11 protein-coding genes are annotated in these 14,337 nt (G+C 56.9%); 5 read left to right on the plus strand and 6 right to left on the minus strand.

Annotated features, from left to right (window positions below; all coding sequences use genetic code 11):
* The first annotated feature begins 132 nt into the window (after positions 1 to 132).
* Positions 133 to 885, plus strand: coding sequence for a hypothetical protein (locus tag DHN55_RS18230; protein WP_108882982.1), 753 nt, complete (start codon positions 133 to 135; stop codon positions 883 to 885).
* 62 nt (positions 886 to 947) lie between these two features.
* Here the strand turns inward: DHN55_RS18230 and DHN55_RS18235 are convergent, their stop codons facing one another.
* Positions 948 to 1,601 (minus strand): GNAT family N-acetyltransferase, encoded by a 654-nt coding sequence (locus DHN55_RS18235; RefSeq protein WP_108882983.1) that lies wholly within the window; start codon positions 1,599 to 1,601, stop codon positions 948 to 950.
* Between the two features lie 92 nt (positions 1,602 to 1,693).
* Here DHN55_RS18235 and DHN55_RS22630 point away from each other — a divergent pair, with 92 nt between their 5' ends.
* Complete coding sequence (locus DHN55_RS22630) at positions 1,694 to 1,981, plus strand: PilZ domain-containing protein (RefSeq protein WP_108882984.1); 288 nt, start codon at positions 1,694 to 1,696, stop codon at positions 1,979 to 1,981.
* 50 nt (positions 1,982 to 2,031) lie between these two features.
* Here the strand turns inward: DHN55_RS22630 and DHN55_RS18245 are convergent, their stop codons facing one another.
* Entirely contained in the window at positions 2,032 to 2,952 is a 921-nt protein-coding gene (locus DHN55_RS18245; RefSeq protein ID WP_108882985.1) for a pirin family protein, read from the minus strand.
* Between the two features lie 92 nt (positions 2,953 to 3,044).
* Between DHN55_RS18245 and DHN55_RS18250 the strand changes: the two genes are divergently transcribed.
* Positions 3,045 to 4,886: a monovalent cation:proton antiporter-2 (CPA2) family protein gene (locus DHN55_RS18250; protein WP_443111144.1), complete on the plus strand. Its 1,842-nt coding sequence runs from the start codon at positions 3,045 to 3,047 to the stop codon at positions 4,884 to 4,886.
* Between the two features lie 87 nt (positions 4,887 to 4,973).
* Here the strand turns inward: DHN55_RS18250 and DHN55_RS18255 are convergent, their stop codons facing one another.
* Both DHN55_RS18255 and tmpT read right to left on the minus strand, forming a co-directional pair.
* Entirely contained in the window at positions 4,974 to 7,835 is a 2,862-nt protein-coding gene (locus tag DHN55_RS18255; protein ID WP_337660504.1) for a Dyp-type peroxidase, read from the minus strand.
* Between the two features lie 160 nt (positions 7,836 to 7,995).
* Positions 7,996 to 8,637, minus strand: a complete 642-nt coding sequence (gene tmpT / locus DHN55_RS18260) for a thiopurine S-methyltransferase (RefSeq protein ID WP_108882988.1) — start codon at positions 8,635 to 8,637, stop codon at positions 7,996 to 7,998.
* 95 nt (positions 8,638 to 8,732) lie between these two features.
* Here tmpT and DHN55_RS18265 point away from each other — a divergent pair, with 95 nt between their 5' ends.
* Positions 8,733 to 9,143, plus strand: coding sequence for a MerR family transcriptional regulator (locus DHN55_RS18265; RefSeq protein ID WP_108882989.1), 411 nt, complete (start codon positions 8,733 to 8,735; stop codon positions 9,141 to 9,143).
* A gap of 53 nt (positions 9,144 to 9,196) precedes the next feature.
* Here DHN55_RS18265 and DHN55_RS18270 read toward each other — a convergent pair whose 3' ends face one another.
* Positions 9,197 to 10,456: a glycosyltransferase gene (locus tag DHN55_RS18270; protein WP_337660505.1), complete on the minus strand. Its 1,260-nt coding sequence runs from the start codon at positions 10,454 to 10,456 to the stop codon at positions 9,197 to 9,199.
* A gap of 17 nt (positions 10,457 to 10,473) precedes the next feature.
* Entirely contained in the window at positions 10,474 to 12,003 is a 1,530-nt protein-coding gene (locus DHN55_RS18275) for a hypothetical protein (protein WP_337660506.1), read from the minus strand.
* A gap of 655 nt (positions 12,004 to 12,658) precedes the next feature.
* Between DHN55_RS18275 and DHN55_RS18285 the strand changes: the two genes are divergently transcribed.
* The gene (locus DHN55_RS18285) at positions 12,659 to 14,335 is read left to right on the plus strand and encodes a GMC family oxidoreductase (protein WP_337660507.1); all 1,677 of its coding nucleotides are present in this window, start codon (positions 12,659 to 12,661) and stop codon (positions 14,333 to 14,335) included.
* Positions 14,336 to 14,337 lie beyond the last annotated feature (2 nt).

The raw sequence follows: 14,337 nt of genomic DNA on the forward strand, positions 1-14,337 counted from the left end.
CTCACAGGGGCGGCCCTGAACTTTGTCGGCGCCAGTTTACTCCTTAGTCTTGGGGCATCGTCCGCCCTCACCGCGCAGCGCGCAGACACTGACCCACTCATAACCAATTCAATACCGGCCAGAACCGCACAAGTGCCGCTGGAACTGCGCATTGAAATCACCAGGCCCGGCCGCGAAGGCATCAGGCTGGCCGGTCGCCTGTCGGAAGACGGCGGCCTGATCAAAAAACCGGTTACATGGAAACTGATCCGCACCCTCGGCAATGGTGCGAAGGGCGGTGAGCCGGTTTACACCGACTTCCAGCCGGTGGCGGACATTCCGCTTGAGCCTGGAAACTACCGCATCGAGGCTCGCTATGGCAGCGTGTCAACCGTCAAGCCTGTTGTACTTGCCAAAGGCCAGCATCTCAGCCTGACATTCGTGTTCAATGTGGGCGGTCTTCGCACCCTGTCGACACTGGGCAATGAACCCTTGCCGGGGCCCGCACGCGCGGTTCACAAGGCATATGCCATCAATGGCACCAGCGCCGGCGAGCTCATCGCCACATCGGCCGTGCAGGGCGGCCTGATGCGGCTCGGCGCCGGCACCTACCGTCTCGAAAGCGAAATCGAACCTGGCAACACCGTCACCCATACACAAGTGACGATCAAACCCGGCATCCTGACTTCGCTCAGCCTGGACCATGAAGCGGGTATTGCCGTTGTCGACGCTCCGGCGGGAGTACCCTGGTTCGTCGCCAGCCGAGAAAAGAACTGGCGCCGATCAGGCATCGGACCCGGCGTGCTGACGCTGGCACCTGGCAGCTATACCTATCAGGACAACGACCAGACCCGCACAGTTATCATTGTTGCCGGCGAACGCACAAAAGTACGTGCTGGCGACTAGGGTCGGGCCCTGCTAAACCCAAAGATATCGTACGGCGGCTCAGAGCCCAATCTGACGGTTCATCAAGTTGGCCCAGTCCATCGATGTTCGACATTCATCAAGCCTGTACCATCTTCAACCTCTCGACAGATTTCAATCAATCCTTCCCGGCGATAAAACTTTCGAGCTTGTTCATTCGCTTCATAAGCCCAAACGACTATCCGATCGCGTCCTTCCTTCGCCAGATCCAGTAACTGCTTTCCCAAACCATGGTTTCGAGCTTCCCGGGCGACATATAACCCGCATATAAACTCATCCTCACGGACGCAAAAACCAACAATTGTGTCGTTCTTTTCGGCAATCCAAACCGTGTCTTTTCTAAAAACTTCACACCAGAAAGCCGCCAACGGCTGCAACTCGTCCAGCGGGTCCAGCCAAGGCGATTCATCACCCCAGTCACGGATGATTTGCGCGCAAGCAAGGGCATCAGATGGCTTTCCGGCACGAAATGAATAGGTCATGGCCATAAACGTATGCTGCCTCAACCATTCAGTCCATTGTGCATCGGCGGAAGTAGCTTTGTCCGCAAATACCAATGCCAGCTTTGTGACACTAGCGGACTGCTGGGATACTTTTCCTGGATCGCAGCTGAAATGGCCCGGCTGGAACTGGCGCAATAAAAATCCACCTTGCCACAACACCGACTTGCCTCTGTCTGGCCCAACAAAACCGCCCATTGTTAATCAGGTCAATTTTATCCATTCTGGAACACAATGTATACGAATCCGCTATAAACTTCCGCTTTTGCAGTCGAGCGAAAGACAGTTCCATGCCAAAACAAGCAAATGCCAACTTTCAATTTCAGGAAAGACGCCGGTCTCCGCGAAGAAACGTGAAAATCGGTGCGAACGCTGTAATTGCCAATCCAGAGGCGACGATCGATTGTACAATACTTGATTTCTCGGAATCAGGTGCGAAATTGCAGATGGAAGACGTGGATATCATTACCGCTCGTTTCAAACTGTTCATACCCGATGTTGACCACATATATGAGTGCGAGGTTGTTTGGCGTGATGGCAAGTACCTGGGTGTAAAATTCGCGAATTCCATGCCCTAGCAAGGCATCGCTCAGCTACTACGGATAACAGCCGCCTGCAGCCTGCCTGGTCACCTTTCAGGCAGCGGAATGAACTCCTCCGCGTCTCCCGGCACAATATCAAACTTCGCCGTCCTCCATTCCTGCTTGGCCTGTTCGATCCGCTCTTTCGATGACGACACGAAGTTCCACCAGATGTGTCGCGGGCCATCCATCGGTTCGCCGCCCAGCACCATGATGCGCGCCACCTTTACCGCTGTGATGGTGATGGCATCACCGGCCCGCAACACGAGCAACTGCCCACCTTCGAACAGATCACCGGCAATGCGTATCTGGCCGGAAACGACATAGATGGCGCGTTCTTCGTGAACCGGCGGCAATGGCATGGTGGCGCCAGGGTGCATGACCGCTTCGCCGTAAAACATGTCCGAATGGGTTTTGACCGGAGACGTTTCACCGAACATGGAGCCTGCAATGACGCGCAGCATGACGCCACCATCGGTAATGACCGGCAACTCATCTGCCGCATGGTGCCAGAAACCGGGTGCGACTTCCTCCTGGTCCTTCGGCAATGCAACCCATGATTGGATTCCATAAAGGTTCTTGCTCGCCGCACGTTCCGCCGGCGCGGTGCGCTCGGAATGTACTATTCCCCTGCCCGCCCGCATCCAGTTGACGGCGCCGGGATCGATTGCCTGTTCAACACCAAGACTGTCACGATGAAATATCTGTCCCTCAAACAGCCATGTCACCGTGGACAGGCCGATGTGCGGGTGCGGCCGCACATCAATGCCCTTGCCGGCATCAAGTTTCGCCGGCCCCATCTGGTCAAAAAAGATGAAAGGCCCGATCATCTGCTTTTTGACCGACGGCAGCGCACGGCGCACCTCGAAATCTCCAATGTCACGTGCACGCGGCACGATGATGTGTTCAATGGCGTCGCACGATCCCTTGTCGCCCAATACCGGATCGTCACAATCAAATCTGCTCATTAACAAACCTGCCCATTAAGTTGAGTTCTCCAATTTCAGTCTGGCCGAAGCGCTGCACATGCGGCAACATGGCCGGACAATACGTGGAGGTTGTGACATTGGGCAATATCAGTCTGTTTCAGATTGCCATCCTGTTGGCGTCAGCAGCCCTGATTGCGCCGCTGGCGAAGTACTTCCGCATTGGCGCCGTGCTGGGCTACCTGTTTGCCGGTGTCATTATCGGGCCGTTTGTGCTGCGCATCTTCACCGATGCGGAAAAAATGCTGCATGTGGCCGAGTTCGGCGTGGTCCTCTTGTTGTTCCTGATCGGGCTGGAATTGCGGCCGCAACGCCTGTTTGCCATGCGCAAGTCCGTGATCGGTGCCGGCGGCACCCAGGTACTGGTTTCTGCCCTCATATTGTTCGCAATGATGCTGGCTGCGCAGTACAACTGGCGCATCGCCCTGTTCACCGGGCTGGCGCTGGCGCTGTCGTCAACCGCCATGGTCCTGCAGGTTTTGAAGGAACAGGGCGAACTTGAACACCGCCATGGCAGGCTCGGATTTGCCGTCTTGCTGTTCCAGGACATCGCCGCCATTCCGATGATTGCCTTTGTCGGCCTGTTGGCCGTCAGCGGCGGCGAGCAGGCCACCATGACCTGGTATGGTGCCACCAAGGCGCTCGGCGCCATCTGCCTCGTCATACTGGCCGGCCGCTACGTCCTCGGCTTTGTTTTCCACCTGATCGCCAAGACAGGCGTTTCGGAAGCCATGACGGCATTCGCGCTGCTCACCATCGTTGTAATCGAAATCATCATGAAGAGCGCCGGCCTGTCACCGGCCCTGGGGGCATTCATTGCCGGCGCGCTGTTGGCCGACTCGGCCTACCGGCACGAGATCGAAGCCGACATCAAGCCGTTTGAATCACTGCTGCTCGGCATGTTCTTCGTTGCCGTCGGCATGTCGCTTGATCTGCGGCTGATCACCGAGATACCCGGCACCATCATCCTGGCAGCAACCATCCTGATGGTAACCAAGGGCATCATATTGTTTTTCACCGGCAGGTATTTCGGCCTCAACGTGAAAAGTGCCCGCAGATTTTCAGTTGCCCTGGCCCAGGGCGGTGAATTCGCCTTCGTGCTGACGACAACTGCCTTGGCTGCCTTTGTCATCACCCGTGACTTTGCATCCAAGGTCAATGTCGTGGTCACACTGACCATGGTGGCAACTCCCCTCCTGATGCTGGCCGAAGGCTGGCTGTCCGCCCGGGCGGCACCTGCCGCAGACACAGACGACAAACATGACGACATGCCGGACCAGGGCGGGCACGTGGTGATTGCCGGCCTGGGACGCTTCGGCCAGATTATCGCGCGTGTCCTGGCGGCGCGCAAAATTCCGTTCACCGCGCTGGACGGAGACCCGACACAGATCGAGATCGTGCGCAAGTTTGGCGGCAAGGTGTATTTCGGCGATGCCTCGCGCCAGGACATTCTCGATGCGGCCCAGGTCAGCAAGGCACGGGCATTTGTGGTCTGTGTCTCCAATCCGCAAGCCTCGCTGAAAATCGTCGAACTGGTGCGCAAGAAGTATCCCGACCTGCCGATCTATGTACGCGCCCGTGACCGCAACCATGTCCACCAGCTTATGGACCATGGCGTTGAACACATCATGCGCGAAACCTTCCTGTCGGCGGTTGAGATGTCACGCCGCGTCCTGCTGGAGGCAGGTCTTGGACGCGAAGAGGCGGCCCGGACCATCAAGGCATTTGCGAACGGTGACAGGGCGCGGCTGTATGATGACTACCAGCACTATTCGGACGTGCAGAAAATGGCCGAAAGTGCCAAGCGGCACGCCCAGGAACTGTCTGACCTGTTTACCACCGACGCAGACGCCGGACTTGCCGAAGACCAGCCGAACAACGACAAGCCGCGCAGGCGCTCGCGCCAGGCGAGATAGGGCGTCGGCCAGATCAGACAGACCTTTGATTGAGCTTTCCAGAAATCACAAACCTGGTCGCACCGTCATCTGACCGCGACGGCTATGTCACGTTTCAGCCAGATACTTTATGGCGCTGCGTCCGGGCATGAAGAAATAGGCGCCGCCGCGCATGCGTACGAAATCCTTCATCCCGCTGACCATGATAGGGCCTTGTGGCGTCGGGATGGTCAGTCGTCCGCCCCTGCGGCCACGGCCCAGAATTGAGTCGACCTCACCATCCAGTCCATGGAACATGCGCTCCATGCACCAGGTCTGCTGGATGAACTCAAACTGCCGCTCCAGATCACCATTGAGGCACATGAACAAAAGCCCCGGGTCACTGGCGTCATCATGTCCGGCTCCGGAACTGTCGTACTGGCGCCCCATGCGCAAAATCCGGTGCTTGTTGCTGATCGACAGTTCTGCCTCGCTGTCTTGCGGGCGCAGGCTGTCGCGCGGATTGGCCCGTCGGATGTGGGCACCGAACGGGCAGCGAAAACCCGAAGGATCCTCCTTGCCGAACAGGAATTCGTTATCCGGTGGTCCATCGCCCGGCTCGAAAGGATGTCGCACCAGGGATGTGCCGTTCTTCCAGCGCCCCACCATTTTGGCTTCGATCCATTCCTGAAGCTGGTTTTTCGTTGCGCCCGGCGGTACCCCCTGACGATCCTTGATCTGGTCTGCCGCTTTTTTTGAAAACTGATGGAATGCGCCCACGTCCTGCTCCAGTTGCCTGATAACCAGATAAGATCCGTTGCGGCCAAAATTGCGGGGTTTGTCGGCGTCATCCGCCGCAAAGTCCGGCCAGTCGTCTTGCTCCGCCAGCGGCTTGTGGGTGGGCAGGATGTTTTGCGGGTCATCCGGTGCCGACAGCAGCGGGCTGGTCGGCATGTAATTGCGGTTGTCCGGATAGCCCAGGATGAACTCGCCCGGTTCAACTGTATGTATTGCATTGGTTTGCGCAATCGAACGGCGCGTGCCCTTGAGTATCGGATGTGAAATCCCGTCGGCAAATCCGAAAGCCTCTTTTTCCGGCGCATCGCCGGTCGGGCTGGCCTTGGCCGTGACTTGATGGACCAGGCTACAGCCATGCCTGGCAAGCAGTTTCAACTGCTCATCAATCGTCTTCTCGAAGTGGTTGGTTTCCGCGTAGACAATTACAGCGGCGTCCACGCCGGCCTGGCCATGTCCCCACCACCAGTCTTCCGGCTTGTCGTCACCGGTATCCTTCAACACATACTTTGCCCGCACCGGTTCATCCATGCCTTGCCGGTAGGCAGCGGGAAACGCATTCATCTGCTCTTCAGTCATGCCGAATTTGGGCAAGCCGGACGAGGAGACCGCAAACAAGATCGCCTTTCTGAACGGCGGCCGGTCTCCGTAGCTTACCTGGCTCTGCATTTCCTTTAACCAGCCCTTTGCCTGCGGACGGTCATCAGGCAACTTGATAAGCAGGCAGGCGGCTTCATTGAGCTTCTTCATGCCGCCGAACAGGATTGTCTGAATTTCATCAGTTTCCAGGGCATGGGCAGGCATCCGCCGTGAGCCTATCAGTGACAGCCATTCGCGCGCCTGGCTTTCCGTCTTCGCCGTCAGCAGACCACGCCGGATAAAGGCATTTCCGCGAACCCGGTCGGTGGTGGTATTGGGATAGGCTGAATACCAGAACCTGGTCGGCAGCTGCTGGCGCCGGGCCCAGCGCTTGAAGCGGTCTCCGTCTGTCGCGCCCTTCAAAAACAGATTCTCGGTTCTCGGATAATTCTCGGTGTTGCTCCAGACTGCTGTCAGCCCGCCCGATGCCTTGGTAATGAAATCCTCAAGGTAGCTTTCCCAACTGCCGCCAAAATTGGAAAAGAACAATACTTTGTCTGTACCGGGCAGCAGTATCCAGCGCGCGAAATGAATAGTCCCGATTTCGCTGAGATAACCCGGGCGAAACACATGTGTGGCCATTTGCGCAATGAACCAGTAGGCAAATCGCAGCGTCAGTCTTCGCAGCCTGCCGGGCTTCATCTTGGAAATCCCGTAAAGATGATTGATGCTGCCGTCATTCTCCCGGCTCATCACCTGGCTGAGAGTATCCAGGTCGGGGGTCAGGTCTGGAGCGGGGTCGGAGCGCTCCCTGGCGCGCAAACGAGCGTAAAGCACACCAACACCCGCAGCCAGGATCAACACGCCGCCCAGAATTGTCAGGCCACCCATGGCGACCGCGAACCAGACCCCGCCGGCACTGCAGGAAAGATATACCACCCAGGCCAATATGAGCGCGAGAACCGTGAGGTAAGGCCAGGCGAAAGTCTTCAGCCCGTTAATGGCGACCTTCACAACGGGTAGCGAAACCGCCGCATTGGAGCGCGCAAAGGGCACCTCTTCTGGCGTCATCATGTCGGTAAACCCGGGCTCTCCGGCCATTTGCCCGCGCACATGATTGAGAACCTCCAGCGGCGAACCGGAAACCGAGCCTGCATCGGCGAACTCCTGCACCTTCCTGGCAAAGTCCCACTCGCGATTTATCCGCTTTACCGTCATGCCGGGAGTGCCGGTATGGTTGAGCCCCGGTGTGCGGAACAGTCCCAAACCTGTGTCGTGCGAATGTTCGGTGAGGAAATCAGCCAGCCCGGTTTCGCTGACCGTATGTCCGGCAGTGGAGAATATCTCCCGCAAAGGGTCTTGCAGCCGCTTTGCAAGATCATCAATAGCCGCCTGCTTGTTGCCGTCCTGGCTGGTCTCGATGACAATAAACGCACCGTGGCCGCTGTCTTCGTCAGCCGGCAAGACATTGATCGACATGAAATGCACACTGCTGTCGTCGAACAGGGGGCGAGTGGTTCTGCTGACGGGATTGCCGTAGCTGTCTAGTTTCGCTTGGACACCATCGGCTTTTCCGGTGTCGAACGGCACTGCAATTGTGAGGAATGTATGGGACATTGGCACGATCCTGCTGGCTAGAGAGACGACGGTTTTGGTCGAGACGACGGTTTTGGTCGATACGCCGGATTTGGCCATTTTAAACCTACGTCGACCAAATGGAGTGTGTTAAAATTCACACAGGCAGTCCGAGCCCGGATTCAAAACACCGTCGCCACCTCTAGACCTGCGGTTTCAAGAGCCAGACATTCTCTTTCGCGGTGCATTTGCCCTTCAGTTTCCCCGCCACATGGACACTTGCCAGCGGTGCTACACTGTAGCAGTCCCGGTAATGCTCAGGTATCTCCGCATCAGAGATGGAAAACGGCGGGCCGGCCATCTGGGTTTGATCATACTCAAAGGTTATCAGCAGCTGCGGTGCCTGACAGGTGATGTCTGTGAGGTGTACGGCGTAGCGGATGCGCATTTCCCCGGGCAACGCCACAAGCGCCGCACGATCGAACGTCGCATCGACAGCGCCAAGCAGCGCGTGTGTCAGCTGGAAGAAATCCCCGACAAAGATATCCAGATCCGTCACGCTGTAGCATTTCAAGCCGCCTTTGGTGACCACGGTCGGTTCAAGCTCCATTTCCGCGAACAATTGCTGGACCGCCACTTCGCTCAACTCCACACCGGCAATCCGGTAACCTTGTGACAGCAGCCAGGCAATATCCCGGCTCTTTCCGCACAAGGGCACAAACACTCGGCTGCCAACAGGCAGGGAAAGTTCCTGAAAGTAATCCGGCAGCAAAGAATTGCCATCGGCCTCGTGGAAACCGATATCTGCTATCTGCCACTTTTCATGCCAGTATTCCTTGTCCATTTGAGCATCCCCTGAAGAAGCGTTGACCCTTTGATACGACAAGGATACAACTTCAAGTCAACTTGAGGTCAACAGTAAAATTCACAAGGCCCGAAATGGACATTGGAAAGGTCGTCGAACAGTCCGGTTTACCTGCATCAACCTTGCGCTATTACGAGGAAAAGGGGCTGATCCGGCCCGTGGGCCGCAAGGGGTTGCGCAGGATGTATGACGCCGATGTGCTGGACCGGCTGGCGCTGATAGCGTTGGGGAGAAACGCCGGTTTCACGCTTGTCGAGATAGCCGCAATGTTCACACCCGATGGACCAAGGATAGACCGCGAACAGCTTGCCACCAGGGCGGACCAGCTGGACAGGACAATCAGGCAACTCATTGCGATGCGTGACGGACTTCGCCATGCCGCCAAATGCCCGGCACCCAGCCACTTCGAATGTCACAAGTTTCAGCGCTTTCTCAACGTCGCGCTGAAAAACCGGCGCAAACGAAAGACCCGGCGGCACATCTGATATGGCCTGGCCAACGTCGCAAGCCATAGCCAGCTTCACTGGCAAGCCTGACGTCAATCCGCGACGGTCGTCTGCAGCGTCCGGCGCAACCCGGCAACGATCTGCTGCCGGTCATGATGTTGCCGGACGAACTCCTGAAGTGCAGCCGACCGGGCGCGCGCCGCATCGCGGTTCTGCAGGCATTCAAGACATGCGCCTGCAAACGTGTCTGCTGTTTCATCACTCAGAATCGCATGTGTGCCGGGCCGCAGGTCCAGTCCTTCGGCGCCTGCAAAAGTCGAGACCACCGGCACATCATGCGCACCGGCTTCCAGTATTTTTATACGGCTGCCGCTGCCGAAGCGCAGCGGAATGATGACCGCATCCGCCGATTCATAAAGCGGCACCAGATCGGGCGGGCTGACAATCAGTTGCACTCCGTCTTGCCGGCACAAGCCGGTAAGGTGCTCACCAGGGTTGCTGCCTGCCACAATGAGGTTCAGCCCGGTTATGCGGTTCTGCAGGATCGGCCAAACCTCTTCGAGGAACCAGCACATCCCGTCAACGTTGGGCCCGTAACTGAGATTGCCGACAAACATCAACACCGGTGCTGATGTCGGCGTACCGGCTTCTCGCTGTTTCGCCGCAGGTTCGGGAGTTGCAGATGAAATGCCGTTGGGCACCAGTCCGATTTTCGATATGGCCAGACGCTGTTCTATCGATCGCACGACATCCCTGCTGGCCACTGTGAACAACTCTACGGCGTCCGCATGCCGATTGATCACCGCATCATAAATATCAGCCTGGGCGTCCAGCCATGCAGCCTTATCGGTGAAACCGGCATCGCGCTCATAGGCAGCACGGGATCGGCACAACGCGCCGTCATCATCGTCAAGGTCTACCAGCAGCCGCGCGTGTTGCAGCTTGTCTTGCAGCGCATCGACCAGCGGCAGCATTTGAGCCCGCGACAGGATGACAAGATCAGGGTCAAAGGCGGTCAGTTGTTCGCTGATCCGGGCAATGGCAGCTGCGGAAAGCGCCATGCTGGTGAGCGGTTTGCCGTATGCCGCCAACAAGCCTGGCCGGGATTCGATTGGCAACGATCTGGTGATAAGCAGAAGCCTGGTATCCACCCCTTCATCAACCCTGATGACCCTCGTGTCGGGCCGGAACGGGTGGTCCTCACCCGCCCTTCCGGCATCGATCTCCACGGCCATGACCAGCACGTCCCCTGTCTGTTCAGCGGCTTGTGAGAACATGCTGGTGCGCATGGCGAGGCCGTTGCCGCCCAAGGCAGGCATGACGGGGCTGATATGGGCTATCTTCGGTCTCAAGTCACCTGCCCGGTTTTCTAGGGCCGCACATACAGGTTCTTATCCCCCATGATCAGGTGTCGAACCGACTTGGCGGGTTTTTCTTCGGCACTCCGCAACTTCGCCGCAAGGCTCGCCAGGTTGCCGGCGAGTACGGCGTCAATTTTCTCATGAAAAGCCGCCGCGGTTTCAATTTGCCTGATTATCGCCGGGTTTGTACGGGCCAGCAGCTCAAGTGACGTGTTCAGTTCAGACAATTGTTTCCCGGCCACCCCAATAAGGTCGGTAACAATATCAATTGGTCCTTCCATAGAATCTGGCGGGCCGCCGCCTTCCCGCAAAGGGTCGAGGCAAAACTCGATCTTGCCGCGATCATCGCCCTTGAACAGCCACTTGCCAGTTGCTCTTCTCGAGAGTGGTGCCCGTATCTCGCTCCAGCCTTTCAGCACCAGAACAGGTTCATCGTCCTGTTGGCCGATGTACCAGTTCGTCAACTCAAACGATCTGCCTTTTCCAATCTGATTGCCCGGCAGCAATTCAACTTCAAAGGACCTAAGGTCATCATGCGTCGCGGTGAAGCGCCGCTGTTCTATCAATTCTCGCTCCAGAAGTTGTGCCTCCACGCTTTGCGGTGGGGCATGAAAAACAACACCGTTCCACATCTGCGCCAGCTCATCGAGAAAAACCTGACATTCGGCAAAGAGCTCAAACCCGTCTAGATCTTCATTTGCTTCCGTAAGTGACCATTTGCAATTGGTTCGGTGCTGGAAGAGAGGCTTCCCGGAAAAATCTCGTTGTACCAGGTATTTTTGCCCCTGAAACGGCGGATGCGGCACCAGTGAGAAGCTGCTTTTGGTCAACTGCCAGGCGAGCAGGAAAGTATCCTTGTCGCCATAGACAAGCTGATAGAAGGTTTCCGCGCGCTCGTTGATGGCAAGCACGAGATTTACAGCCCGCCAATGTAATTTCTTGTTGATGCACAGTTGGCCACTTTCCCAGGACTGCACCTGAACCGGCGTCAACCCAAGCAGCTGCCAAACAGGATTTTCGGCGGCAATGTGAACAATGTCCGGCCAGAACACAGCACCTGTCTCTGCATATTCGCGCCAGTCCAGTATCGCAGCAGGATTCCCCAGCGGAACCTGATCGGCATCCAGCAGTATGACCTCTTCAAATGATGAGTGTTTCAGCGCCAGCGCCTTCAACTGCCAGCCGTCAACGAACTCGCTGACCTTCGATGATCCGACAGACAGAGCGTCGACCGTTTTGCACCCCATACGGGCAAAAATATTCGTCAGAAAGGCAGGCATCTCTGCCGGACCCAAATGCCATATCTCGATTGGCAATGCGGTTTGGTGAATGTCCCGCAGGACCCGTACGAGCACATAGGCATTGGCCAGCATGATGGACCCGCCGGCGCAAATGACGATGCCACTGCCGGAGTAAATCCCCTCGTCATACTCGCCGGCAGCCTCCACCTCATCGAACAGTTCACCGATCAAACCGCTAGTCATCGTTATCAACACTTTCACAGAACATTTTTTAATGGTTATGCTGGCATCACACACAACCTTAGGCCAGCAACGGAAACTGCCTGTGCAAAGAAACTTGCTTCTGACAATTTTCAAAAACGCCCATCCATATCTTGATGGATATTTTCAAAGACGCAAGGCTCGCGCCGATGAACGACAGCTTTGTCCCTGGAGTTGCTTGATGCCTGACACGAATCCGGCAGAAGACAAAATTACTCAATGTTGACGCGCCGGAAATTCCTCGTTCTGGCACCGGTGGCCGTGCTCGCAACATTGGCCGGCGTTACTGCAATGAACTCCCGTTCGACCTTGCAGGCATTTGTCGACACACTGTTGCCTGCTGACGAATTTGGGCCAGCGGCCTCCGCCACGGGCGCAGTCGAAGCACTGGAGTCCATTTTTGCAGATTCCTGGCGCAGATGGATTGAACTTAAAAAACTTACGGTCTGGTTGAATGTTTCCTCGCGCGGCGTTTTTGCAAATGCAGATGCAAGGAGCAGACACAACGTCGTCTCAATGTTGGACAGCCTGCCAGTGACATCGCCCAGATGGAAAACCTACAATCGGGTCCGAAGTGCAGTAATGCGGCACTATTTTGCTCACGCCGAACGTGCACTGGCAATGGGCCTGCCCGGCCCGCCGCAACCAGAGGGTTTTTCCAACCCCCATTTGCCCTGGAAAGGGCCCGAAAGTGGCTGATGAAACCGGTCGCAGCCCCCTACCCAGGTCAACCGACGTCCTGGTCGTCGGAGCCGGTGCCGGCGGTGCCGCTGCTGCCTGGGCCCTCGCCCGCAAAGGCGTCCAGGTCGTCTTGATTGACGCCGGCCCCGAATTTAGCGCGGATGAATACAAGGTGTCGGATACAGATTGGGAGTTGCAGGGCCTTCCGCACAAGCCGGGTTCACGCGGTCAGCACGAAGTGATCACTGGTCAACCTCTGCTTGAACGCTGGTCCGGCATGCGGAACATATTTCCACCGCGCCAAAGACACTCGACCCGTTCCCGCCGAGCTAGCCATGGCTACAGCCACGTCAGGGGGATTGGTGGTTCAACCCTGCATTTTATAGGTTGGATGCACCGCTTCAGACCGGAAGCCTTTGAAATGTACTCCAGGTTTGGTGTGGCAGCTGACTGGCCAGTCAGCTATGCAGAACTCGAACCATACTATTTGCTGGCAGAGCAGATGGTTGGTGTTGCCGGACCTTCAACCGTCGCAGGCAGACCGCGCAGCGCACCATTTCCCACTCCTGCTCACAAGCTTTCGCTTCTGTCACAGACAATTGCTGGCGGTGGAGCAAAAATTGGCTGCGAGTTTGTGCCCAATACCGTCGCGGCGCCATCCAAACCTTACCGCGGCCGGCCTGACTGTAACTACTGCGGATGTTGTCTCTGGGGCTGCCCGCGCGGCGACAAGGGAAGCGCCGACCTGACATTTGTACAACCGGCGCTGAGCACAGGCAATTGCAGCATATTTCCGTCGCACACACTATTGGAGTTCAGTCGTGGCAAGAACGACAAACTGACCGGTGCAACCATAGTGGACAATACCGGTACCCGGCATCAGATATCCGCCTCGCACTATGTACTCGCAGGAGGCGCAATTGAGACACCGCGTTTGCTCTTGGCCATGGACGGGTTAGCCAACGAGTCAGGCCAGGTCGGCCGTAATTTCATGGAAACGGTTTTTGGCGCCGTAACCGGCCTTCACCCGGAGCAGATCGGCAGTCACCGAGGTTATCCGGAAGACAGCATATGTCTGGACTTCAACGCACCTGATGCCATTGACGGCATACCAGGTGGCACGGTGATCCTGCCCACAGTTGCATCCAGTCGTTACATTGGACCGGCACGGTATGCAGAGCGGCTTGTCGAGGGATTTGGAACGGACTTCAAGCGGCGCCTGCTAGACACGATGGGAAAGGCAGTTGGCCTGGTGGCTGTGTGTGAAAATCTGCCGAATCCACGATCTTTCATATCACTTTCTGATGGCAGCGCCGACGAAAACTCCATGCCCATTGCAAGGATAAACTCGTTCATGCCAGAGCTGGAAGTTGAGCGTCTGGCATTTGCAATGGCGAAAACAGAGGAGATACTTCTGGCCTCCGGCGTGCCAAAAATACTGGACCGCTTCACGAGCTACGAAAAATTCAGCACCACCCATGCCATGGGCACATGCCGCATGGGCATTGATCCGGACAAGTCGGTGGTGAACGCGTCACAGCGCAGTCACCGCTGGAAGAATCTGTGGATCTCTGATGCAAGTGTGTTTGCTTCTTCCGGCGGCGGCGACGCCCCATCTCTCACTATTCATGCTTTGTCTATCCGCATGGCCGACGCCATGACCAGGCAGATCAACCAGACCGGATAGAC

Source organism: Anderseniella sp. Alg231-50 (genome assembly GCF_900149695.1).
Classification (GTDB): Bacteria; Pseudomonadota; Alphaproteobacteria; order Rhizobiales; family Aestuariivirgaceae; genus Anderseniella.